Source organism: Micromonospora sp. NPDC047187, from assembly GCF_040643355.1.
Lineage (GTDB): Bacteria > Actinomycetota > Actinomycetes > Mycobacteriales > Micromonosporaceae > Micromonospora > Micromonospora salmantinae.
Genome location: NZ_JBEYUF010000019.1, coordinates 99,060 through 121,499, shown reverse-complemented (window position 1 = coordinate 121,499; position 22,440 = coordinate 99,060). Strand labels below are relative to the sequence as shown.

The 22,440-nt window shown below is 69.7% G+C and carries 21 protein-coding genes and 1 pseudogene; 15 read left to right on the top strand and 7 right to left on the bottom strand.

Annotated elements, in window-relative coordinates; all coding sequences use genetic code 11:
* Positions 1–464 precede the first annotated feature (464 nt).
* The gene (locus ABZ794_RS25415; RefSeq protein WP_357517896.1) at positions 465–611 is read right to left on the bottom strand and encodes a hypothetical protein; all 147 of its coding nucleotides are present in this window, start codon (positions 609–611) and stop codon (positions 465–467) included.
* Between the two features lie 45 nt (positions 612–656).
* Here ABZ794_RS25415 and ABZ794_RS25410 point away from each other — a divergent pair, with 45 nt between their 5' ends.
* The gene (locus ABZ794_RS25410) at positions 657–1,001 is read left to right on the top strand and encodes a hypothetical protein (protein WP_357517894.1); all 345 of its coding nucleotides are present in this window, start codon (positions 657–659) and stop codon (positions 999–1,001) included.
* A gap of 294 nt (positions 1,002–1,295) precedes the next feature.
* Here ABZ794_RS25410 and ABZ794_RS25405 read toward each other — a convergent pair whose 3' ends face one another.
* Positions 1,296–2,798, bottom strand: a complete 1,503-nt coding sequence (locus ABZ794_RS25405; protein WP_357517892.1) for a hypothetical protein — start codon at positions 2,796–2,798, stop codon at positions 1,296–1,298.
* A gap of 358 nt (positions 2,799–3,156) precedes the next feature.
* Here ABZ794_RS25405 and cutA point away from each other — a divergent pair, with 358 nt between their 5' ends.
* Entirely contained in the window at positions 3,157–3,525 is a 369-nt protein-coding gene (cutA, locus tag ABZ794_RS25400) for a divalent-cation tolerance protein CutA (RefSeq protein WP_357517910.1), read from the top strand.
* Between the two features lie 3 nt (positions 3,526–3,528).
* Here cutA and ABZ794_RS25395 read toward each other — a convergent pair whose 3' ends face one another.
* Complete coding sequence (locus ABZ794_RS25395; RefSeq protein ID WP_357517890.1) at positions 3,529–4,833, bottom strand: XRE family transcriptional regulator; 1,305 nt, start codon at positions 4,831–4,833, stop codon at positions 3,529–3,531.
* A gap of 223 nt (positions 4,834–5,056) precedes the next feature.
* Between ABZ794_RS25395 and ABZ794_RS25390 the strand changes: the two genes are divergently transcribed.
* The 10 genes and pseudogenes from ABZ794_RS25390 (at position 5,057) to ABZ794_RS25345 (ending at position 12,921) form a co-directional block, all read left to right on the top strand.
* Positions 5,057–5,908 carry a hypothetical protein gene (locus ABZ794_RS25390; RefSeq protein WP_357517888.1) on the top strand — a complete coding sequence of 284 codons (852 nt, stop codon included), beginning with the start codon at positions 5,057–5,059 and terminating at the stop codon, positions 5,906–5,908.
* Positions 5,909–5,976: 68 nt separating this feature from the next.
* Positions 5,977–6,441, top strand: a complete 465-nt coding sequence (locus ABZ794_RS25385) for a single-stranded DNA-binding protein (protein ID WP_357517908.1) — start codon at positions 5,977–5,979, stop codon at positions 6,439–6,441.
* 65 nt (positions 6,442–6,506) lie between these two features.
* The gene (locus tag ABZ794_RS25380; protein ID WP_357517886.1) at positions 6,507–7,292 is read left to right on the top strand and encodes an FtsK/SpoIIIE domain-containing protein; all 786 of its coding nucleotides are present in this window, start codon (positions 6,507–6,509) and stop codon (positions 7,290–7,292) included.
* On the top strand, positions 7,289–7,621 hold the full coding sequence (locus tag ABZ794_RS25375; protein ID WP_357517884.1) for a hypothetical protein: 333 nt from the start codon (positions 7,289–7,291) through the stop codon (positions 7,619–7,621). The genes ABZ794_RS25380 and ABZ794_RS25375 overlap by 4 nt, the downstream gene beginning before the upstream one ends.
* 90 nt (positions 7,622–7,711) lie before the next feature.
* Positions 7,712–8,128: a hypothetical protein gene (locus tag ABZ794_RS25370; protein WP_357517882.1), complete on the top strand. Its 417-nt coding sequence runs from the start codon at positions 7,712–7,714 to the stop codon at positions 8,126–8,128.
* A 26-nt stretch (positions 8,129–8,154) separates the two neighbouring features.
* Positions 8,155–8,427: pseudogene (locus tag ABZ794_RS25365) on the top strand (hypothetical protein); the annotation flags it as partial.
* A 374-nt stretch (positions 8,428–8,801) separates the two neighbouring features.
* Positions 8,802–9,866 carry a hypothetical protein gene (locus ABZ794_RS25360; protein ID WP_357517880.1) on the top strand — a complete coding sequence of 355 codons (1,065 nt, stop codon included), beginning with the start codon at positions 8,802–8,804 and terminating at the stop codon, positions 9,864–9,866.
* Between the two features lie 98 nt (positions 9,867–9,964).
* Positions 9,965–11,431 (top strand): replication initiator, encoded by a 1,467-nt coding sequence (locus ABZ794_RS25355; RefSeq protein WP_357517906.1) that lies wholly within the window; start codon positions 9,965–9,967, stop codon positions 11,429–11,431.
* 83 nt (positions 11,432–11,514) lie between these two features.
* The gene (locus ABZ794_RS25350; RefSeq protein WP_110565749.1) at positions 11,515–11,712 is read left to right on the top strand and encodes a helix-turn-helix domain-containing protein; all 198 of its coding nucleotides are present in this window, start codon (positions 11,515–11,517) and stop codon (positions 11,710–11,712) included.
* A gap of 3 nt (positions 11,713–11,715) precedes the next feature.
* Positions 11,716–12,921, top strand: coding sequence for a site-specific integrase (locus ABZ794_RS25345; protein WP_357517878.1), 1,206 nt, complete (start codon positions 11,716–11,718; stop codon positions 12,919–12,921).
* Positions 12,922–13,002: 81 nt separating this feature from the next.
* On the opposite strand, the gene glnA is transcribed toward ABZ794_RS25345, so the two are convergent.
* Positions 13,003–14,427, bottom strand: coding sequence for a type I glutamate--ammonia ligase (glnA, locus tag ABZ794_RS25340; RefSeq protein WP_112671701.1), 1,425 nt, complete (start codon positions 14,425–14,427; stop codon positions 13,003–13,005).
* A 263-nt stretch (positions 14,428–14,690) separates the two neighbouring features.
* Between glnA and ABZ794_RS25335 the strand changes: the two genes are divergently transcribed.
* On the top strand, positions 14,691–15,089 hold the full coding sequence (locus tag ABZ794_RS25335; protein WP_307850694.1) for an RDD family protein: 399 nt from the start codon (positions 14,691–14,693) through the stop codon (positions 15,087–15,089).
* A gap of 228 nt (positions 15,090–15,317) precedes the next feature.
* On the opposite strand, the gene ABZ794_RS25330 is transcribed toward ABZ794_RS25335, so the two are convergent.
* Positions 15,318–16,004 carry a DUF4191 domain-containing protein gene (locus tag ABZ794_RS25330; RefSeq protein WP_091407420.1) on the bottom strand — a complete coding sequence of 229 codons (687 nt, stop codon included), beginning with the start codon at positions 16,002–16,004 and terminating at the stop codon, positions 15,318–15,320.
* 207 nt (positions 16,005–16,211) lie between these two features.
* On the opposite strand from ABZ794_RS25330, the gene ABZ794_RS25325 reads away from it, so the two are divergent.
* Both ABZ794_RS25325 and ABZ794_RS25320 read left to right on the top strand, forming a co-directional pair.
* Positions 16,212–16,382: a hypothetical protein gene (locus ABZ794_RS25325; RefSeq protein WP_167362519.1), complete on the top strand. Its 171-nt coding sequence runs from the start codon at positions 16,212–16,214 to the stop codon at positions 16,380–16,382.
* 185 nt (positions 16,383–16,567) lie between these two features.
* The gene (locus ABZ794_RS25320) at positions 16,568–19,459 is read left to right on the top strand and encodes an AAA family ATPase (RefSeq protein ID WP_357517876.1); all 2,892 of its coding nucleotides are present in this window, start codon (positions 16,568–16,570) and stop codon (positions 19,457–19,459) included.
* Between the two features lie 95 nt (positions 19,460–19,554).
* Here ABZ794_RS25320 and ABZ794_RS25315 read toward each other — a convergent pair whose 3' ends face one another.
* Both ABZ794_RS25315 and lipA read right to left on the bottom strand, forming a co-directional pair.
* On the bottom strand, positions 19,555–21,261 hold the full coding sequence (locus ABZ794_RS25315) for a hypothetical protein (protein ID WP_357517874.1): 1,707 nt from the start codon (positions 21,259–21,261) through the stop codon (positions 19,555–19,557).
* Between the two features lie 53 nt (positions 21,262–21,314).
* The gene (gene lipA, locus ABZ794_RS25310) at positions 21,315–22,310 is read right to left on the bottom strand and encodes a lipoyl synthase (RefSeq protein WP_112589194.1); all 996 of its coding nucleotides are present in this window, start codon (positions 22,308–22,310) and stop codon (positions 21,315–21,317) included.
* Positions 22,311–22,440 lie beyond the last annotated feature (130 nt).

Genomic DNA, 22,440 nt, shown 5'->3' with positions numbered 1-22,440 from the left:
TTCGGTGTGCGTGTTGCGGTTCGAGGGCGCGGTGGTCGTGGCCTTGCGCGCGCGGAGCGTGCAGTCGTGCCCGCGCCCCCCCCCCGGCCGGTGTTCCAGCGACTGCTCAGCAGTCGTCGTGCGTCTGACTGCTCAGCAGTCGTAGTACATGGCGAACTAACTGCCCATCGCGGCTGACCTGGGGGAGTGGTGTCGATCAAGGCTCTGAGCAGGTCGTACGCCGTGCATCAACTTCCATCGTTATCCGCTGTTTCCAGGCGGCATCTGTACCCCTCGTGTACCTAATGATCATGGGTTGGTGTTGTGTGCGAGGGGTTCGGGAGAGGGCCGGTGGTGCATCCCGTCGCGCAGGCTCCGCCCTGCCGGGCCGCGCCGACCTGGTCCAGGTGGAGCGCCCCGCCGGACGAACGACCTGGACCAGGTCGGCGCGGTCTGGTGGCCTCCGGTGCGCGACGGGTACCCGGTCACGGCCGGGGCATCCCAGAGTCGCCGAGGGTTCGGGGCGAGTAGCCCCGACCGCCGGAGGCCATCCCCGGGTCGTAGGGCCGGAGGCCCTGCCCGCCGGAGGCGAGGCCCTTGCCGCTCAGGAAGCCCCGGAGGGTTCCCGTCACAATCGGTGCTTCCCCGCTCACATTAGCGTCGATACCTTGATGCGTATGGATGAACCGGACTGGGACGAACAGAAGCGGGGCGAACCCGATTGGGTCTACGACCCACCGGACGAGGAAGACGGATACGACCTGGCCGACGCAGGCGTCGGCCTCAAGAGCGACCCCGCTGGGATCGCCGAGATCCGGCAGCGTCACCCGAAGGCGTACGACCCATGGACACCCCAGGCTGACTCGGAGCTGATGAAGGGCTACCTGGCCGGCCACAGCATTGACGAGCTGGCGGTGTCATTCGAGCGGCAGCCGAGCGCGATCCAGCGACGCCTTGAGCGGCTGGCCTTCGCCGAGATGAGTCGACATCGCGCTGTGCCAGGCGAGCCCGAGCCGGGCTGACTCAACCGATCCTCCATGCCCTGCGCCGAGTTCCAAGCGGCGTGGGGCATCGGTGCGTCCGACTGCCGGTCCGCCGTTGCCGCAGGCATAAGGCGGACCGGCAGGGGTCCGACGACGCGGCCCGAAGGGCCGCCTTGAAGACGTATAGAAAATTCTCACGGCAATAACCAGGGCATAAACCAAAGCTGGTGGGACGAAGGCGTCGAGACAGAAGGCGAGCCGCGCTGGCGGTGGTCGCTCCGCCTGGGCTTCGGTCGGCTGCAGAAGGGATGGCCTATGGGAGGCGCGGACGGTTCAATCCTCGGGTGTGAGCAGTATGGATTCGTCTGGCCCAGCCTGGGAAGGAATTACCACCCCATCCACCGATTCTCCTGTCAACGTTTCCTCATTTGCCGCTCCGTCATCGATGAGGGCTGCATCTTCTGGAAAGGCATCTCGCAGAGGCTGCAGGAGCGGCCACTGATCGTAGTCCTCTTTATCGATGTCACCTTTAGCTAGAAGCTGCTGAGCCATGTCGTAGGCTTTGTTAAGATTTTCAAGAAGGGTCAACCGAGCAAGTTCGAACATTGGTTCAAGCGCCGACGTGTCCCACTGTTCTACTTCCTCCCTCCACCCCTTCTTGTCAAGCCGGGACCGGGCAATCCAGCTATTTACCTGCAACATCAGCTTTGATCTCTCAACGCATGCGCCGTGCTTCGTTAACCCGACGAGCTCGATGACTTGGGCGTACTTTCCAGCACGTAGCAACCCGTACACCAGGCTCGCCGAGTATCGCTCAAGCTCCTCGATTTGGTCGCGGGGATCCTCCTTGGTGGTCAGCTTTCGAGCGCTGAGAACGGCAAGTGCAATGCCGAACAGTCGAAGCCGGTCAACGGCTTCAGTTAGATACTCCTCGGTAATGAACAGATGTTCGCCAACGTATGGCTTATCCTTGTCGGGAAGATCATTCATCTTGGCTAGATAGAGATCTGACGCGTCTCCATCGTTATGAACATGGACGTGCCTTCGTTGGAAAACCTCTCGCAGTTGCACGGCTTGGGTTGTGACTTGGCCATAACCGATTTTTAGCTTGGCATCAAACCACTTCATCCACTCATCTAGCCCGCCCTGTCGAACGATGGCCTCCACCTGACGCTCGACGTGGTGCTGGCGAAGTGATTCGATTGAGTCGAATTGACTTATGTCGGCGAAGCTGAAACGGACCTCCGTTCCATGGAGCGCCTGAGGGTAGCTGCGATAGAAAATCCGCATCATTTGGCCGATAAAAACTTCAGTCATGCTGACGGCGGAGACGAGAAGGGAAGAGTAGAAAAGCCATCGCGGTTGCCGAAGCATGGCCGAAGGGCTGCTAGACAGGAGCAGGTCGAGCGCGAGTGGGGCACCGACACCTGATGCTACGTAGCCCTCATATGCCTGATCCCAAAAAGCATTGCTCTTTTCCAGGTACTCTTTATCAAGCTTTGCCGCACCTTCGCCCTTCTGTGCGCGTTCCGAGATCTCGTCATCCATATCCATCCAGGATTTCAGATGCCGTGCCATGACTTTAAGTAATTCTTGGTGCTTCTCGCGAGATAGCGTAGCCCCCCGCTCCTCAGCCACGCTGTCGATGATCAGGTTGAGCGCGGACAGTGACGGCAAGTGCGAACGGTTCGCTTCGAGAATCTTCTCAATTCCGCTCAGTGATGTTAAGAAGCGACGAAGAACCCCGCGAGCTCCGCTGGCGGGATTTGGCGCAGTGGACGTTTCCGGGACTTCCGGTGCATCACTCTGCGGATCTGTCGCGTCGTTCTCACCCATGCTATGGATACTAGCGGTATGTGAGTATCAACACTCGCTGCGCCGCCTACATGTTTCGCCAGATTTACCCCCACCTTGCACGCAGCATCAAGCTCGTGGCAAGCGCCCGACGGGGGCGACGCGCGATGCACAGGTGCGTTGATCGTTCAACGCAGGCAGAATGGCGTACGTGACGAGCCCTGATCCAGACGCGGAGTGGTGGACGACGTCGGAGGTCGCCGAGTACCTCGGCGTTCAGGTCGGCACCGTGAGTTCCTACCGGAACCGCGGTCAGATGCCGGAGCCTGACAAGACGTTCGGCCGCACCCATCTATGGCGCCCGAGAACAGTCGTGTCCTGGCACGAGGGTCGCCCCCGGCTGGGAAGTCGTGCCGCTGACGCGAGCAACGGTCAGACCTGGACCGTCTTGCAGGTGTCTACAGCGGTGGAAACGCGTGAGGCGGCTGTCGAGCTGGCACGGCTCGTTGTGGAAGCGAGGCTTGCAGCCGGCGCGCAAATCGTCGGGCCTGTCACCTCCGCCTTCTGGCACCAGGGCGAGTTCGGCACGGGTGAAGAGTGGCAGCTTCTCTTGAAGACGCATGCCCAGCGCTTCGAGGACCTGCGAGCGTTCCTCCAGGACCACCATCCTTGGCAGAACCCCGAGATCGCGGCTGTGCCGGTCGTGATGAGTTCGGACGAGTATGCCGCCTGGGTCAGCAGGACGCTCCTGCTAGACGTGGAGCCGTAGCGGCTACGCTCTGGCGCGCTCCAACACCTCTCGCACTCCTGGCACGGCGGCGTGGTCCCTCAGTCGTTCTAGGACCGGGCTGAGACGTTGGCGCGGTCGCACGGAGGCGACGCCTTCGGAGAGGTCCAGCACGCGGCCGGCGACCCGTGCGGCCTCCTCCGGCTCCCCGGCCGTGGCGTAGGCGTCCGCCAGCCAGCACGAGTACAGGGCCTTATCTCGGGCGTGGGCGTCGTCGAAGCCAGCCAGTACGTCCTCCAGGAGAGGAACGGCGCGTAGCGGACGGCCAAGCTCTGCCCAGCAGCGGCCGGTCATGATGGTCACCTCCTGGTCGTCAACCCATGTGGACCAGTCGGGTTCCTCGGTCGCGTTGCGACCCTGCAAGGCAGCGCGCGCCGTTGCCAGTGCCGCATCAGTCTCACGGGTGTTTCCGACGACAGCGTGCGCCCAGGCTCGACGCTCGTGCAGCAGAGCCGTGACGGTGGCCGGGGTTTCGTCACCGACTGCGGCGCAAGAAGCCTCCGCGATCGTCACGGCTTCGCGAGGATCGCCGCCCACGGTCTGATAGGCCAGGAACGCCAAAGCGTTTCCGGCGAGGTGAGGCGCGTGCGCTTGATTTGCTATCCCGTGACTTTCGCCGTAAAGCCGCTTCGATAGGTCCAAGTTCCCTGCGTCGAACGCAGCCCACCCAGCTTGCTGCGCCTGCTCCGCCAGAATTGCGAGCAGTCGCTGTTGAACCGTCTCGGTGTAAGTGCCGCCCGCCACGAGCTTCTTGGTCATCTCGTATTCGGACAGGTAAAGGCGAACAGTGTCGCCTCCGCCCAGGACGTCATCGAGTCGTCGCAGCCTCGCAGTCCGTCGTGCAAGGACCTTCGGCAGCTCCTCGCCGAGCCGTCGCCCGGAGGAGAGGTCAGCGACATCAACGGCACCGAGCAGAGTGCCGGCACCGACGGCAGATACGCGCAGGAAATCACGCCGATTCACGGTCTCACCTCTGGCATCTTGGGCCACCGTTTGGCTGGCCTCCCAGTCTCGGGGTGCCAAGCCCAGCATATGCCCGGGAATTCGCATCGCATCTGCTATTAGGCTGATCTTTTCGTATGTTGCGATACTGCCTTGTCCACGGGCAAGAGCGCCGACTCTTTCGGGCTTTATGGAGCACGCTTCCGCAATTCGCGAATAACTGATTCCAGCCCATTTACGCGCCAGCATGAACACTGTGCCGAAGTCATGCCGCGCGAGTGCGGCGCGCATGTCCTCGCGCTCCAGGACATGACGCGGGATCGCAGTCCCACTGACTCGCTGCGACATCGATGCCTCCACCCCGTCGGTCGCTCCTCATTCACATCCGTCAGTGGCCTACCCATCATGGGTACCCCCGCCGGAGGGTCGAAAGAGCACTTCCCAGCCTCGCACTCTTACACCCAGGGATCAACACAGCGCGATGCGTCACCCTTGACCTGTACCGAGTGAGTCAGTACGGTCAAGTCGGTACTGAGTCGCACGGCTGTCCCACGACAAGGGGAGGTTGGGCATGGCGAAGTCAGGGATATTCGGTGAGCGCCCGGTGGGCGCGGTGACGCTGGTGGAGACGCCGGTGTCGCGGTCGTACGCGCAGAAGGCTCGGGTGGCGTTCCTCGTCGTGGCGGCGTCCGTCGCCCTGGTGGTGGCCGCTACCGCGTCGGTGACGGTGCCGCTGCCTCTCGCGGTGGTGATCGGGCTGCTGTCCGGCGCGGTGTGCGGCCTGGTGGTCGCCTCCGTGGTCCGGGTGTGGCCGGCGCTACGGGTGTTGTGGTGGTGGGCGTTCGAGATCGTCACTGCGGTCACGCTCTTCGTCGGCATGGCGTACCTGTCCCGGGCGACGCACCCGGCGGTGCCGCTGGTGCTCCTGGTCCTGGTGCTCGGCGTGGTCTTCGGTGTCGGCCGGGTCCGTCGGCGGGTGTCGGCGTGGGTGTGGTGCGTGGCGGTACGGCACCGGCTGCGGCTGTGCTTCGCGGAGTTCATCCGGTCCGCGTCGCGGCTGCACCCGGGTCGGTTGCCGCTCATCCTGTGGGCGCGGCCGACACCGGCCGGGGAGCGGGTGTGGGTGTGGTTGCGGCCGGGCCTGGACCTGACGGACCTGGACGGCAAGGCGGACAAGCTCGCGGTGGCCTGCTGGGCGGGCGAGGCGCGGATGGTTCGTGCGTCGGCCAAGCATGCCGCCCTGGTGCGGGTCGACATCACCCGTCGTGACCCGCTGACCGGCCTGGTGGCATCGCCGCTGTCGGCCTGGGTGGCGTGGATGCGCGACGAGAACACCCCGGTATCGCCGGCCATGCCGCCGCTGGGCCTGGACCTGCTGGACGTGCCAGCGCCAGCGCCGGAGCAGCGCAACCCACGCCGCTGATCCCAAGACTCACATGCCCTGTCTGGGGCGTGTGCGGTGGCCACCAAAACGGTGGTTCACCTACATCAATCTCGGAGGAGATCGCAATGGCAAACGACACGACCGTGACGGTGGTCGGCAACTTGACCGCCGACCCGGAGCTGCGGTTCACCCCGGCCGGGGTGGCGCTGGTGAAGTTCACCGTGGCGTCCACGCCTCGGGTGTTCGACCGTGCCTCGGGCGAGTACCGCGACGGTGACCCGCTGTTCCTGACCTGCACCGCGTGGCGGGACCTGGCGGAGCACATCGCCGAGTCGCTGGCCAAGGGCACCCGCGTGGTGGTGGCCGGTCGGCTGCGGCTGTCGCGGTGGGAGAACGAGGAGGGCGAGAAGCGCTCCGCGTACGGCCTGGACGTGGATGAGGTCGGTCCGTCGCTGCGGTTCGCCACGGCGACGGTGAAGAAGATGTCCCGGACCCGCTCCGGTGGAGACGGGTTCGCTCCGGAAGCGCCGGCGGATGACCCCTGGTCGACCGCTGCGCCGGCGGCGGCCTGAGCGGGCCAGTGATGTCGACGCTGACCGCTTCTCCGATACCGGGTGGCAGGCCCGCCGACCCGACTGTGTCGATTTTCGACCCGGTGCATGTCGGGGTGGACGAGTTCGGCCACCCGGTGCAGGTCCCGCTGATCTACCGCAACTTGTTGATCGGTGGGGAACCGGGCGGCGGCAAGTCGACCCTGCTGAACCTGATCGTGGCTCACGCCGCCCTTTCGCTGGACTGCCGGCTGTGCCTGCTGGATGGCAAGCAGGTCGAGTTGGGCCAGTGGAAGAGCTGCGCGGACGTGTTCGTCGGCCCGGACATTACGCATGCCCTGGCCACGTTGCGGCGGATGCAGATCGTGATGGACAACCGGTACGCCTACCTGGAAGCTGCTGGCCGCCGGAAGACCCAACGCGATGACGTGTTCAGCCCGATCCTCGTCGCCATCGATGAGATCGCCTATTTCTCGGCCACGGTCGGGGACAAGAAGACCCGGGAGGACTTCGCGGGGCTACTGCGGGACCTGGTGGCCCGGGGCCGGGCGGTCGGCATCATCGTCGTCGCGGCGACGCAACGCCCGTCGTCCGACATCATCCCGACGAGTCTGCGGGATCTGTTCGCCTGGCGGTGCGCCTTCCGGTGCACCACCAACGTGTCCTCCGACATCGTGTTGGGCCACGGGTGGGCAGACCGCGGCTGGTCGTCCAACACGATCAGCCCGACCAATCCCGGCGCGGGCCTGCTCATCGCCGAGGGCGGCACCCCGCAACTGATCAAAGCCGCGTACCTCGATGACGCGGCCTGCGCCCGGATCGCGACCTACGCCGCCCGCCTGCGGGCTGACCGCAAGGGGCGTGCGGCATGAGTATCCGTATCCGACCCCGGACGGCCACGTCGCCAACCTGGCCTGCCACCGACGACGACCACCGCCTTCACCCGGACTGGTGCGCCCGTGGCCACCTCTGCGGGATGGGCGAGCACCGAGGCCAGCCGATGACCCTGCGGGTTCCCGGTCACGGTGTGGTGGTCCTGACCCGTGTGCTGGCCGCTGACGGCAGCCAGCACGCCGAGATCCACACGCGCATCAGCCTCGCGGCCGGCGACACCAACGCCCGGGCGCACCTGATGCGGATCGTCACCGAGTTCGACGCGGCCCTGCGGCGGATGGTCCGCCCCCAGCGCCGAACCCCATAGAAACGGGCCGACAGCACCGGGATCAGCCCTAGGAAAGCACCCCGGACGCCGCCGACCCGCCCCATCAACAGCCCGGAAGGAGCTGCCGTCATGCACGCTACCCAAAACACGGTCGCCGAGCAGGTGACCACCCCGGCCCGCACGCTGCGGGACGCCGCCCTGTACCTGTCCCGCCACGGCTGGACGCAGGGCGCCTACTACGACGCTACGTCGGGGTCGTTCACGCCCCCGGCCTGTCTGGTCGGCGCGGTCGGCATGGTCTGCTACGGCGGCCCGGTCGACGCCCCGGCCCAGATGTTCGACGCCCCGGAGTTCGCCGACTTCGAGGCGGCGTTGACCTACCTGGACTGGTACTTGGCCTGCCGGTTCGCCAGCGGCCAGTACTACGACGGGCTCGACAACGCCTACGACTTCAACGACGCCAAGGGCCAGACCGCCGACGCTGTCATCGCCGTCCTCAACGCGGCGGCCGACGCGTGGGACCGCACCAACGGTGGTGCGGCATGAACAAGAACACCGTCAAGCCCGGCTTGATGCGCACCCGCACCACGCGCGCCAAGCGCTCGGTGGAAACCACTGAGTTCGACGCGTTCGTGCGGCGCATCCTGCGGGCGTATGCCCGTCGGGTCGCTGCCGGCGACATCGAGGCGCTGCGGTCGCTCGCGGCGCTGTCCACCGACGTGGACGCCGTGACCCGGCTCGCTGTCACCGGTCTGCGGCAGCCTCCGTACCGGTACTCCTGGACGGAGATCGCCGACCGGCTGGGTGTGTCCCGGCAGGCGGTGCAGATGCGCTACGGCGATCGCGCCGATCGGGTCGCCCTGGACGAGCGCCTCATCCGCGCCGGCCTCGGCGTCACGGTGGCGATCCTCGCGCAGGTGTTCGCCGATCACTACCCCGGTAGCCCGGCACCGTCACTGTGCCCCGGCTGCGGCTTCCGCTACCCCGACGGGGTGACGGACTGCCCGACCAACGCCACGGTTCGCCCGCTGCTGTACCGGCGGCGCGGCGAGGACAAGCAGGCGCTCAGCATCCTGACGCCTGACCAGTTCGCCGACCTGCACAACCTCAAGACCGCCCGGACCAACCGGACGGCAACCCGCAGGGCGGCCCAACCCACGTCGCTGCCTTCCGCCGAGGAGCCGGCTTTGTTCGGCCTCACTGACGGGAGGGCCACGGCGTGACCACCAACCCGACTCCAACCTCTACCCGGCTGGTGGCCGGTGAGCCCCGGTTGGCGTCGATCGCCTCGTGGGCGGTGCTGGCCGCGTCATTCGGCCTGTCCGCCTCCACCTGGATCGCGCTGGCCGAACTCGCCGGCTTCACCGCCCGCATCACGGTCCCCGGCACCTCTGTCAGCCTCGCCCTGGCCTGGCTGATGCCCATCGCGGTCGACGGCTACGTGGTCGTCGCCCTGGTGCTGTGGATGGCTCCCGTGCCCGCACGGGTCGCCGCATTCGCCAAGAAGAACACCTACGGTGCGGCTGGCATTGGCATCGCTGCCCAGTCGGCGTACCACCTGCTAGACACCATGTCCACCAACGTCGAACCCTGGCGCGTGGTCCTGGCCGCGATCGTCGGGGCACTGCCCCCGGCCGTCGCTGGCCTGGCCGTGCACATGCGCGCTCTGCTCCGCCGGGAAAGCGGCCGAACCCTAACCGCCGTCACCGGCACCACACCAAGGTTCCCGGCACCCGCCGAGACGCCAACCCCAACAGTGACCGTTCCCGCCGTCCCGGCACCGACGCCCGGCCGGCCCGAGCTGCCCATCATTCCCGCTACCGAACCCGCCGAACCGGCACCGACGCTGGCCCGGCCCGAGGTCCCGACCCCGGCGCAACTGGTCGACCGGATCACCGCACCGCGACCGGCCGTCATCCCGGAGCCCTCGACGCCCGCACTTGATGCGACCGTCCGCCCCGCCCGTCCCCGACCGAGCAAGCCCGAAACCGCCCCGGCACCGACGTTGGCACCGTCCACCACTGACACTCCTGTCACCGCGTCTGACGCTGCCCAACTTCCGCTGCCGATCGTGGCCCCGGACCTGCTCGCCCGAGCGACCCGCGTCGCGAAGCAGTACCGCACCGAGCACGGCACGCCGATCACCCCGGGCCAACTGGCCGTCCGCCTCAAGGTGACCTCGGATGAGGCCACGCAAGCCCTCGCGGTCCTGGACCTCGACCCCAACACCAGCAACCGACCCGTCCAGCCCGCCAACGGACGCGCCGTGAAGGCGACCCGTTGACCGTCTCGACGCTGACCGTCGTACCCGAAGCACCTGCTTCGGGTACGGCCCCGTGCGCCGAGCCGGCCGCCCCGCCCTGGTACGCCACGTCCGCCGATATCCGGCTCCAGGCGGCTGCCCGGCTGACGCAACCCGACTTCGCCGGTTGGCTGCGCCACGTCCGCCCGGCCGCTGGCTGCACCCGCCCGGTCCGACTGGTCGGCACCATGGTCACCGTCGAGGCCGCCACCGGCCGTCTGCTCACGGAGCGGTCAACGGCCGACATGCCCGACGGCGTCATCTACAAGCCGTGCGGCAACCGCCGCGCCGCCGTGTGCCCGACCTGCTCCAAGCTCTACCAACGCGACGCCTACCAGGTCGTGCGCGCCGGCCTCGTCGGCGGCAAAGGCGTGCCCGAGCAGGTGGCGCACCACCCGGCGGTGTTCCCGACCTTCACCGCCCCGTCCTTCGGCGAGGTGCACACCCGCTTCGTCAAGCGGCACACCTGCACCCGCCGGACCGCCTGCGACTGCCGGCCGGAGCCGTGCCACGCTCGCCGGGAACTGACGGTCTGCCCGCACGGCGTGCGGCTTGTCTGCTTCGCCCGCCACGAGGACACCGACGCCCGGTTGGGCACGCCGCTGTGCCTCGACTGCTACGACCACGACGCGCAAGCGGTCTGGAACCTGACCGCCGGGGAACTATGGCGGCGCACCACCATCGCCATCAACCGCTACATGCACCGGCTGGCTACCGCTCGCGGCATCCCCGACATCCCCGTGACCTCACCGCGTACCGGTAAGACCCGGTGGGTGTCCCCGGTGCGGCTGTCGTTCGGCAAGGCCGCCGAGATGCAACGGCGCGGCGTCGTGCACTTCCACGCCATCATCCGCCTCGACGGCCGCGACCCCGACGATCCGGACGCCATCGTGCCGGCCCCGCCGCAGCTCGACGCCGCCGACCTGGTGGCCGCCGTCGACCACGCCGCCGCCACCGTCGGCTTCACCACCGCCGACCACCCCGCCCGCCCCGCCGGCTGGCCGATCACCTGGGGCACTCAGGTGCTGACCAAGGTGATCACGGTGGCAGGCAGGGGCGAGGTGACCGACGCGCAGGTTGCCGCCTACCTGGCCAAATACGCCACCAAGTCGACCGAGGTCACCGGCCACGCCTCCAACCGGCTGACCGGCGACACCATCGACATCTACGCCGACCCGGCCGGCAGCCACGCCGAGCGCCTGATCGACGCGTGCTGGATGCTCGGCACGCCCCGCGACTGGCGACGGCTGCGCCGCTGGGCGCACATGCTCGGCTTCGGCGGCCACTTCCTCACCAAGTCCCGCCGCTACTCGATCACCTTCGCCCTGCTGCGCAACCAACGCATCGTGTTCCGCCGCACCCAGAGCAGCGGCCCGCAGGAAGCCGCGGCTGCCACCGAGCCGACCACGCTGGTGGTCAACTTCCTGCAATTCGTGGGCGCCGGCTGGCACACCACCGCTGACGCAATGCTCGCCAACGCCTCCGCCGCGATGGCCCGAGAGCACCAGGACGCGGCACGCGAGTACTTACAGACCCTCGTCGCCTGACGCGCGATCCAGCGTCAAGCCCACCTTGACACCTAATAGGCCGACAGTCGGCCATCGCAGTCGTGGAATGGAGCACTGGACCGATGAGCACCCAGAGGCAGACAAGCGCTGTCGACCGGCTGTGGACGGTGGAGGACGTCTCCGCCTTCCTCGGCGTGCCGGTCGGCACCCTCTACCAATGGCGGCACCGCCGTTTCGGGCCACCGGCGGCCAAGGTCGGACGGCACCTGAGGTACGACCCGCAGGATGTGCGGTCCTGGGTCGCGGAGCAGGCGGCGTAGGCCATGCCCGTCGATGACCTGTGGTACCTGAACGGGCGGGCGGCTGACGGCTCGCGGCTGCCGTCGAAACGGCATGGGCGGGGCAAGCGGTGGCGGGTCCGCTGGACGGACAACCTCGGCGAGACGCGTACGCAGTTGTTCGAGCGGAAGGTGGATGCCGACCGCCACGACGCCAACGTGCGCGCCGACCTGAGCCGGGGCCAGTACATCGATGACCGGGCGGGCCGCATCACCGTTGCGGCCCTCGCCTCGCTGTGGCGGGACGCCCAACTCCACACCGACAGCACAACCGTCCGGGTGGAGCACGCTGTCCGGCTCCACGTGCTGCCGGGACTGGGCGCGCAGCAGATCAAGGATGTCCGTCCGAGCCACATCCAGGGATGGGTACGGGACCGGTCGACGGTCCTCGCTCCGACCACGCTGCGGGTGGTCTACACCTACCTCAGTTCGATGTTCGCCATGGCGGTGCGGGACCGGCTGATCTCGGCCAGCCCGTGCGACAAGGGCATTCGGCTTCCGCCGGTCGGCCGGGGGAGCCGGGTCCTTCCCACGGCGGAGCAGGTGCACGACCTGGCGCGTCTGCTGCCGGCCCGGTTGGCCGCGACGGTCTATCTCGCGGCCGGTTGCGGGCTGCGCCTGGGTGAAATCCTCGGCTTGGAGGTGGAAGACATCGACTTCGACGTGCGGGAGGTGCACGTCCGTCGTCAACTCAAGGTGCTCAAGGGCCGTCAGCCGTTCCTCGGACCGGTCAAGACCAGCACCAGCGCCCGCACCGTCGAGCTGCCTGATGTCGTGGCGGTGGCGCTGCGTCAGCACCTGGCCGACGGGTGCGACGCGGTCGAGGTCGACGACGACACGGACCGTCGCCGGCCGGTCCGCCGGGCAGCACGCCTGCTGTTCCGGGGTGTCGGCGGCGAGCCAGTCAACGCGGCGACCTTCTCGCGGACGTGGGCGAGCGCCCGGGAAGCGGTCGGCCTGCCGGCGCGGTGGGGGATTCACGGACTACGGCACTACTACGCGACGGTCCTGATCCACGCGGGCGCGTCGGTGAAGACGGTGCAGCTCGCGTTGGGGCACAGCACGCCGACGGTCACGCTCAACACCTACGTGCACGAGTGGCCGGACGTGCTCGACCGGACCCGGCTGCTCATCGACGGTGCGCTCGGCCAACACGAAACGGCGGCCACGCCGGCTGTGAGCCGGGCATGACCGCCGTCCGTGAGGTTGTACCCAACCTGTGCCCAAGATCAGTAGTGATCCTGTTGGTGCAGGTCAGAGCCTTGATCAGGCTCAGCAGTCGTAGTACATGGCGAACTCGTGCGGGGTCGGGCGCAGACGCACCGGGTCGACCTCGTTGGCGCGCTTCCAGTCGACCCAGGTGGAGATCAGGTCGGGGGTGAAGACGCCGCCGTCGAGCAGGTAGTCGTGGTCGGCCTCGAGCGAGTCGAGCACTGCCGACAGCGAGCCCGGCACCTGCTTGACGTCGCCCCACTCCTCCGGCGGGAGGTCGTAGAGGTCCTTGTCGATCGGCGTCGGCGGCTCGATCTTGCTCTTGATGCCGTCGAGGCCGGCCATCATCATGGCCGAGAAGGCCAGGTAGACGTTGGCCGACGGGTCCGGGACGCGGAACTCGACGCGCTTGGCCTTCGGGTTCGCGCCGGTCACCGGGATGCGGGTGCAGGCGGACCGGTTGCGCTGCGAGTAGACCAGGTTGACCGGCGCCTCGAAGCCCGGCACCAGACGGCGGTACGAGTTGATCGTCGGGTTGGTGAAGGCCAGCAGCGACGGCGCGTGGTGCAGCAGACCGCCGATGTACCAGCGGGCCATGTCGGACAGGCCGGCGTAGCCGGTCTCGTCGTAGAACAGCGGCTCGCCGTTGAGCCAGAGGCTCTGGTGGGTGTGCATGCCGGAGCCGTTGTCGCCGAAGAGCGGCTTGGGCATGAACGTCGCGGTCTTGCCGTTGGCCCAGGCCTCGTTCTTCACGATGTACTTGAAGAGCTGGAGCTGGTCACCGGCGTGCAGCAGGGTGGAGAACCGGTAGTTGATCTCGGACTGGCCGGCGGTGCCCACCTCGTGGTGCGAGCGCTCCACGTTGAAGCCGGTGTCGACCAGGCGGCGCACGATCGAGTCACGCAGGTCGGCGTAGTGGTCGACCGGCGGGACGGGGAAGTAGCCGCCCTTGTACGCGGTCTTGTAGCCGCGGTTGCCGCCCGGCTCTTCGCGGCCGGTGTTCCAGGCGCCCTCGATCGAGTCGATGTAGTAGAACGACTGGTGCGCCGAGGTCTCGTGGCGGATCGAGTCGAAGATGTAGAACTCCGCCTCGGCGCCGAAGTACGCGGTGTCGGCGATGCCGCTGGCCGCGAGGTACGCCTCGGCCTTCTTCGCGACGTTGCGCGGGTCGCGGCTGTAGGCCTCGCGGGTGAACGGGTCGTGGATGAAGAAGTTGAGCGCGAGCGTCTTCTGTGCGCGGAACGGGTCGATGAACGCGGTGGCGACATCCGGGAGCAGGAGCATGTCCGACTCGTGGATCGCCTGGAAACCGCGGATCGACGAACCGTCGAACGCGAGGCCGTCGGTGAAGAGGTCGTCGTTGACGGACTCGACCGGCAGATTGAAGTGCTGCATCACGCCGGGCAGGTCACAGAAACGAACGTCGACGAACTTCACGTCCTCGTTCTTGAGGTATCGCAGCAGTTCCTCGGGATTGGCGAACACACATCCTCCTGGCACGTCCACGGGGTGGCTAGGCTTCTGGCGACGCTAGGGCCGGGGGGTTGCCCGGCCGTGTCTCCGTTGTTTCTGCCGTGTTACGTCCCTCGCGGAGCGTCAGCGACGCCCCGGTCCGCGCCTCCGGCCCGCCAGGAACGCCGTACCGACTGTGCCAGTGTAATGACATCTGATGCCTTTGGCCTGAATCGGCACACAGCGGCGACGGCACCCGGCAAGCCCTCATCCCGGCGCGGATACCCTTGACCGCTGTGACCAATCCGCACCTCCCGGCAGCGCCGGCCACCGACCCCACCTTCACCGCGCCGAGCCTCGGTCGGCGGTTCGGTGCGCTGATCATCGACTGGGTGCTCTGCCTGCTGGTGTCCAACTTCTTCGCCGACCCGGTACGCGACGGCTGGGCGCCGGTGCTGGTGCTCGTCCTGGAGTACGGCATCTTCCTCGGCCTGTTCGCCCAGACTCCGGGCATGTACATCACCAAGATCCGCTGTGTGAGCTGGCGCGACGGTGGCCGGATCGGCGTGCTCCGGGGGCTGATCCGTGGCCTGCTGCTGGCCCTCGTCGTCCCCGCACTGATCATGGACGAGCACCGGCGCGGCCTGCACGACCGAATCGCCGGCTCGGTCATCGTCGACGCCCCCCGAGGCTGACGCCGACCCCTCCCTAGGCCGGTCCGGGGCCGCACGAACCGCAAGATCGCACTCGATCCACGATCTGGTGGCATCCGCCGCGCGCGAGGCCACTACATCCAGGCTCGAGCACGATCATGGCGAGGGTGGCCAGAGGTGGGCAGCGCGTCGGGACGGGTGCACATGAGGGTGTCCGTAAAAGAGCCGGACCCACGTGGGTCCGGCTCCTTTACGCGTACACCTGAGGGGTCAGCGGCCCCGCGACTGGCGGAAGGCGCCTGGCGGCCGCATGTTCTTCGGGATCGCGCCCTTGGGCATCTGTGGCCGGGCGGTGAGCGCCTTGAGTCGCTTGTCCAGCGAGTTGACGTCCTTGCCGGAGAGGGCGCGGGGCAGGCGCAGCAGCGTCGTCCGCAGCTTGCGGATCGGCAGCTCGCCCTCCTCCTGCCCGATCACGTAGTCGTGCAGGGGAGCGGAGCCGATCACCTTGGACAGCCGCCGCTTCTCCTGGCCGAGCAGACCGCGCACCCGCTGCGGGTTGCCCTCGGCCAGCAGGATCACGCCCGGGCGGCCGATCACCAGGTGGACCATGTCCATCTGGGTGGTCGAGCTGACCGCCGGGGTCACCCGCCAGTCGCCACGCATGTTCTCCATGATCTGCGCCGCCGCGCCGGGTTGCCCCTCGGCGGCGTTCATCATCGCCTTGTTGGACCGCAGGTTGAGCACGATCAGCACCGCGAGCAGGACGAACAGGATGCCGATCGGCAGCCAGATCCAGCTCCAGAGGATGACCGCGACCACGGTGAGGGCGAGCGGGATGAGCACCGCGGCGGCGACCAGCGGCGCGAACCACCGGTCCTGCTTGGCGGTGAACTGGAACACCATCCCGATCTGCTTCAGCCGTTGGCCGAACGAGACCTTCTCCTGGGGCTTTGCCATGCCGCAGAGTCTAGTGGTCGCCGCCGACCCGGTTGATCCGCGTCCGGGTGCCGGGGCAGCTGAGTACCTTACGTCGCCGTACGCGCCCCGAGCGGCCGGGTAAGGAGGCTGTGGGCGGGGAAGATGAGGCGCCGTGCCCATGCCCGGGTGGGGCCTTCGCGCGAAGAGTCGTCAGCAGAAGACGACGACACCACGAAGGAGCCCGACATGTTCGGCAACGACGCGGATTTCCTGCTCACCCTGCACCGTACCCACGCCGCCGAGCTGCGCGCCGACGCGGCCGCGGACCGGCTCGCCCGGTCGCTGTCCCGTCCGGTCAGCCGCGGGTGGTTGGGCCGGCGCAGGCAGGCTGGTCGCACCGGCGACGCCCGCCGGTGACCGCGCCCAGCGCGGCCGCCACGCCCGCCGCACCCAGCGCGGCCGCCACGCCCAGCGCGCCCGGCGTGGCTGCCACGTCCACGGCACCCGTCGGGCTGGCCGCTCGACCCGATCCGACCCCGCCGCCCGGCCACCGGCCGATCGGCGGGGCCGGCGGGGCGGGGCGCCATGGCATGCTCGAACACGTGACCGTACGCGCCGCCAGCTCAGTCCTCGTCGGGCGCCACCGCGAGACCGCGGCACTACGGGACGCGCTGGGCCGGGCGCGGGCCGGGGAGCCGACCACAGTGCTCGTCGGCGGCGAGGCGGGTGTGGGTAAGACCCGGCTGCTGGAGGAGTTCGCGGGCTGGGCCACCGACGGCGCGGCGCGGGTGCTCGTCGGCCAGTGCCTGGAGTTGGGCGAGGCGGGTCTGCCGTTCGCGCCGTTCGCCGCCGCGTTGCGGGCGGTGCTCCGCGCCGACGGCCCCGAGGTCTTCGCCGGCTACGAGGCGGAGTTCGCTCCGCTCCTGCCGGAGCTGGGCCGCGCCTCCGCGGCGCTGACCACCCCGCGTGCCGTCCCGCTCAGCGACGCCCCGCGCGGCTACCTGTTCGACCTGGTCGCCGAGCTGTTCCAGCGGCTGGCCGATGCTCGCCCGCTGGTCCTGATCATCGAAGACCTGCACTGGGCCGACCGTTCCACCCGCGACCTCATCGGTTTCCTCGTCCGCGCGGCGAGGCCGGGCCGGCTGCTGCTGGTCTGCACCTACCGCACCGACGAGTTGCAGCGAGGGCACCCGCTGCGTCCGTTCCTCGCCGAGCTGGATCGGGCCCGGGGTGTGGAGCGGGTCGAGCTGGCTCGCCTGGACCGCGACGGCACCGCCGCGATCCTCGCCGACCTGCTCGGCGCCGAGCCGCTCGCCCGCGCCGTCGACGATGTTCACGACCGCACCCAGGGCAACCCCTTCTTCATCGAGGAGTTGGCCGTCGCCGGTGACCCGATCGGCTGCGCGGCGCTCCCCGAGACGCTGCGTGACCTGCTGCTGGCCCGGGTGGACCGGCTGCCCGAGCCGGCGCAGCGGGTGTTGCGGATCGCGGCCGCCGGCGGCACCCGTTTCGCCCACGACCTGCTCGCCGAGGTCGCCGGGCTGCCCGAAACCGAGCTGGAGGACGCGTTACGCGCCGCCGTCGCCGCCCAGCTGGTGGTGGCCGACCGGGACGGTGACTACGAGTTCCGACACGCGCTGGTCCGCGAGGCCGTACACGACGAGTTGTTGCCCGGTGAGCACGCCCGGCTGCACGCCCGCTTCGCCGCCGCCATCGAGGCCCAGCCACATCTGGTCGCCGCGGGCCGGGCCCCGGCCGAGATCGCCCACCACTGGCACGCCGCGCACGACCACCCGCGCGCCCTCGTCGCCGCACGAGCCGCCGCGTGCGCCGCCGCCGACCGGTACGCGTACGCCGAGCAACGCCGACTGCTGGAGCGGGCGCTGGAGTTGTGGGAACTGGTGCCGGACGCCGCCGACCTGCTCGGCATGGACCACCTCGCGTTGCTGGAGCAGACCCTGGACGCCGCGGTGACCGCAGGCGACTTCAGCCGGGCCATCACCCTGACCCGGGCCGGGCTGGCCGAGGTGGACGCCGACGCCGCGCCGCTGCGCGCCGCCCGCCTGCTGGACCAGCGCGGTCGACTGATGGCCCTGCTCGGCAAGAGCGACGGCAGCCGCGAGCTGGATGAGGCGTACCGGCTGGCGGCCGGTGGCCCGCCCGGCGCGGAGCGGGTCCGGCTGCTCGCCGACATCGCCACCCACCTGGTCAAGATCGACCCGCGGAAGGCGGCCCGGGTGGCAGCCGAGGCCGCCACCGACGCCGAGGCGCTCGGAGAACACGTGGCCCTGCTGTCGACGCGGATCGCGTTGCTCTGCCACGGCGAGCGGGACCTGACCGGCGGGCTGGCCGAGCTGGGCGAGGCGGCCGCCGCTGCCCGTGCGGCTGGGGACGCGCCGACCCTGGTGCTCGCCATGGTGTTCGAGTCGGACATGCTCTGCGAGTTGGGCCGCTACGCCGAGTCCGCACAGGCCGCCGAGGCCGGTGTGGCCGAGGCGAGACGGGTGGGGATCAGCCGCTCCACCGGGGCGTACCTGCTCTCCAACCGGGCCGAGGCGCTCATCGCGTTGGGTCGGTGGGACGAGGCCGAGGCGGTCTGCGCGGAGGCCGCCCGCATCGACCTGTCCGGTGTCACCGGTCTGCACTGGCTCCAGTTGGGCGCCGGGCTGCGGCTGGCCCGCGCCCACCCGGGCGCCGACGAACTGGTCGACCGGGCGCTCACCTTCCTCAATCGACCGTACCTGTGGCCGAACCACCGCCTGCCTCTGCACGAACTGGCGATCGAGGCGGCGCTGGCCGCGGACGACAAGGTCGAGGCGGTACGGGCGGCCCGCGTCGCGGTGGCCGACGAGAGCCTGCCGCAGCTGCCCCGGGAGGGTTGGCCGGTGCTCAGCGCCGCCGCGCGTACCGCGGCGCGGGTGGGTGACCGGGAGTTGGCCGTCGCGGTGGCGGCGCTCGCCACCGACCTGCCGGCGCGGCACCCGGCCGCCCGCGCGTACGCCGCCCAGGTCACCGCGCTGCTCGCGGTGGGCGACCAGGCGCTGCCGGCGTGGCGTGCGGCGGTCGACGCGTGGCGGGCCGACGGACAGCCCTACCCGTTGGGCAGAGCGCTGCTGGCGCTGGCCGAGGCGACCGCCGCAGCCGGGGAACGCGACGAGACGGCGGCGGTGGTCACCGAGGCCACCGAGATCGGCCGGCGGCTGGGTGCGGCCCCGCTGGTCGAGGCGGCCGCCACCCTGGCGCGGCGGGTCGGCCTGCGCGCCGGTGGCGGGGCCGGCGCGGACCTGCTGACCGCCCGGGAGCGGGAGGTGCTGCGCCTGGTTGCCGAGGGGTACAGCAACAGCCGGATCGCCAAGCGGCTGTTCATCTCGCCGAAGACGGCAAGCGTGCACGTCTCCCGGATCATCGCGAAGCTGGGTGTGACCAACCGGGTGGAGGCCGCCGCCCTGGCCCACCGCCTCGGCCTGCTCACCGAGGCCGCCGCGCCGCGCTGACGCGCACCGAGGCTCCCGCACCGAGACCGGCGGGCCGCGCACCGAAGCCGTCGGGACGCGCACCGAGGCCGCCGCGCTGACGTGGGCCGCCGAGGTCAGCGCGGCAGGTAGATGCGCCAGCCCTCGATGGTGACCAGTTCGAGGCTGCCCGGCGTGACTCGCTGCCGCTCGTCGAGCACCCCCGCCAGGGGTGAGCCGGCCGGCGCGACCCAGGCCGGTGCCGCCGCGCTGTCCACCTCCCGCCGGTACGCGGGGTAGCGGTCGAAACCGGGGCGCAGGGTGTCGTCGACGACCGCGCAGACCACCTGCTCCGCGCTGGTGAAGGTGAGCCGGTTGCAGGTCCAGTAGCCGGCGCGCACGTGCCGTACGCCGAGTTGCCGCAGGGTGCTCACCAACTCGGTGTGCCGGGCCTCGGCGGCCCGGGTCGCCGGGACGGTCTCCGCCGCCCGCCAGGTGGCGTGGGCGGCGGTGCCCAGCGTGGCGGCGAGCAGCACCACAGCGACCGACCGGGCCAGCGTCGACCCGACGCCCCGCCGGCCGGTCGCCGCCGGACGCAGCCCGTGCCGGGCCACCGTCCACACCGGCCAGAGCAGCGCCGGCAGGGAGATGAGCAGGCAGGACAGGTAGCGGGAACTCTCCACCGGGGTGAGCCCGGCGGAACTGCTCACTGTGTACGCGCCGAGGGTGGCCACCGCCGCCAGCACGAGCGCCAGCCGGGCCGCCGCCGCCACCCGGGGCGACACCGCGTCCGGGCCGACAGCGGCGGGGTCAGCGGCGTCGGAGGTGCGCAGGGCCCGCCAGGCGGTGGCGGCGGCGATGGCCAGCAGCAGCGGCAGGGCCAGCGCCCACCACAGTTGCCAGGTGGCGCACTGGCCGGGAGCGCAGAAGCCCATGCCCAGCCCGGGGCCGAGCACCAGGCCGCCGTGCAGCCGGTCCGGCCAGCCCGCGCTGGCGTTCGCACCGCTGGCCGCGAGCACGGCGTGCAGCGGGTTGCGCCCGGTCGACAGGCTGTGCAGCAGCAGCGGGGCCGCCCCCAGCACTGCCGCCGCCGCGAGCAGCGCCCCGGCGGCACCGTACAGCTCCCGGCGGCAGAACCCGACGAGGATCGCGCCGGTCGCCGCGACGTACGGCAACACGAGCGGATCGACCCAGAGCATCAGCCCGGCCAGGAACCCCCACGCGGCCCAGCGCGCCAGCCGCCGGCCGGGTCGCCCGGTCGTCCGCCCGTCGGGTTCCCCGGAGCCGGCCGATCGCCGCCCCGGTCGACCGGTGGCCAGATCCACGGCGAGCACCGCCAGCGCCGCCCCGGCCGCGTTCATCTCGGGGTAGCCGCCGCCGGCGATCAGCTGGTTCTTGACGATCCGGTCGGAACCGAGGGCCAGCAGCGCCACCATCAGCAGCCCGAACCACCGGTCCCCGGTCAGCCGCAGCGTCAACCGCCAGGCCAGCAGCAGGAACAGCGCGTACAGGGCCAGCGTGGGCAACCGCAGCCCGAGCAGCGACGGCCCACCGGCCAGGGCGAACACCGGCGCGGCCAGGTACGCCTCCAGCGTGCCCATGTACTGCTGGCCGTAGAACCAGACCGGGAAGCCCTCACCCCGCGCGATGTGCAGCGCGGCCAACCCCATGGTGGCCTCGTCGCTGTTGGTCGGCGGGGCGGCGTGCAGCAGCAGCCAGAGCCGGTAACCCACTCCGGCGAGCACCGCCAACCCGGTGAGCCAACCGACCAGACCGGGACGTGCGCCGGGTCGCGGGCGGGGCGAGTCCGCGCCGCGCGGCTGCTCGCGTACGCCGACGGTCATCACAGGATCATGACACCCGGACGCCGAACGGCAGTGCGGCGCTGCCGGCGGAGTCAGCCGGCGGTGGCGACCGAGGCGGCGGCGCGGGCGTCGATGGCCTGCTTGTAGAGCCGGCCGGCCCGGTACGACGAACGCACCAGCGGCCCGCTCATCACCCCGGCGAAGCCGATCTCCTCGGCCTCCTCGCGCAGCTCCACGAACTCCTCCGGCTTGACCCAGCGGGTCACCGGGTGGTGCCGGGGCGAGGGGCGCAGGTACTGGGTGATGGTGATCAGCTCACAGCCGGCCTCGTGCAGGTCGCGCAGCGCCTGCGAGACCTCGGCCCGCTCCTCGCCCATGCCCAGGATGAGGTTGCTCTTGGTGACCAGGCCGTCGGCGCGGGCCTGCCGGATCACGTCCAGCGAGCGGTCGTAGCGGAACGCCGGCCGGATGCGCTTGAAGATGCGCGGCACGGTCTCCACGTTGTGGGCCAGCACCTCGGGACGGGAGCTGAAGACCTCGGCCAACTGCTCGGGGACGGCGTTGAAGTCCGGGATCAGCAGCTCGACGCCGCAGCCGGGCTGCAGGGCGTGGATCTGTCGGACGGTCTCGGCGTACAGCCAGGCGCCGCCGTCGGGCAGGTCGTCACGGGCGACACCGGTGATGGTGGCGTACCGCAGCCCCATCGAGACCACCGACTCGGCGACGCGACGCGGCTCGTCGGCGTCGAACTCGGCCGGCTTGCCGGTGTCGATCTGGCAGAAGTCGCAGCGCCGGGTGCACTGGTCACCACCGATGAGGAAGGTGGCCTCCCGGTCTTCCCAACACTCGTAGATGTTGGGGCAGCCGGCCTCCTGGCAGACGGTGTGCAGCCCTTCGCGCGAGACGAGCCCGCGCAGCTGGGTGTACTCCGGGCCCATCTTAGCCTTGACCTTGATCCATGGCGGTTTGCGCTCGATCGGCGTCTCGGCGTTACGCGCCTCGATCCGCAGCAGACGCCGCCCCTCGGGGGCCGCCGTTGCGGTGCGCGCTGCCTGGCCGGTCGTCGGCGCGGAGTGCTCGATCGTCACGAAAATGAGCCTACGCCGGACGGCGGGTGTCTATGTGCGTCAGGCGACCGGCGTCACGCCCCGAACGTTGTGACGCCGGACACCGGCCGGTCGGAAAAGGGCGTCACAGACCGGGGAACCCGGTGCTACG

Excerpts from the sequence above, each read along its gene's own strand:
- ABZ794_RS25410 (WP_357517894.1), top strand. The coding sequence starts at position 657 with ATGGATGAACCGGACTGGGACGAACAGAAGCGGGGCGAACCCGATTGG.
- ABZ794_RS25405 (WP_357517892.1), bottom strand. The coding sequence starts at position 2,798 with ATGGGTGAGAACGACGCGACAGATCCGCAGAGTGATGCACCGGAAGTC.
- ABZ794_RS25395 (WP_357517890.1), bottom strand. The coding sequence starts at position 4,833 with ATGTCGCAGCGAGTCAGTGGGACTGCGATCCCGCGTCATGTCCTGGAG.
- ABZ794_RS25390 (WP_357517888.1), top strand. The coding sequence starts at position 5,057 with ATGGCGAAGTCAGGGATATTCGGTGAGCGCCCGGTGGGCGCGGTGACG.
- ABZ794_RS25375 (WP_357517884.1), top strand. The coding sequence starts at position 7,289 with ATGAGTATCCGTATCCGACCCCGGACGGCCACGTCGCCAACCTGGCCT.
- ABZ794_RS25370 (WP_357517882.1), top strand. The coding sequence starts at position 7,712 with ATGCACGCTACCCAAAACACGGTCGCCGAGCAGGTGACCACCCCGGCC.
- ABZ794_RS25350 (WP_110565749.1), top strand. The coding sequence starts at position 11,515 with ATGAGCACCCAGAGGCAGACAAGCGCTGTCGACCGGCTGTGGACGGTG.
- ABZ794_RS25345 (WP_357517878.1), top strand. The coding sequence starts at position 11,716 with ATGCCCGTCGATGACCTGTGGTACCTGAACGGGCGGGCGGCTGACGGC.
- ABZ794_RS25330 (WP_091407420.1), bottom strand. The coding sequence starts at position 16,004 with ATGGCAAAGCCCCAGGAGAAGGTCTCGTTCGGCCAACGGCTGAAGCAG.
- ABZ794_RS25325 (WP_167362519.1), top strand. The coding sequence starts at position 16,212 with ATGTTCGGCAACGACGCGGATTTCCTGCTCACCCTGCACCGTACCCAC.
- ABZ794_RS25315 (WP_357517874.1), bottom strand. The coding sequence starts at position 21,261 with ATGACCGTCGGCGTACGCGAGCAGCCGCGCGGCGCGGACTCGCCCCGC.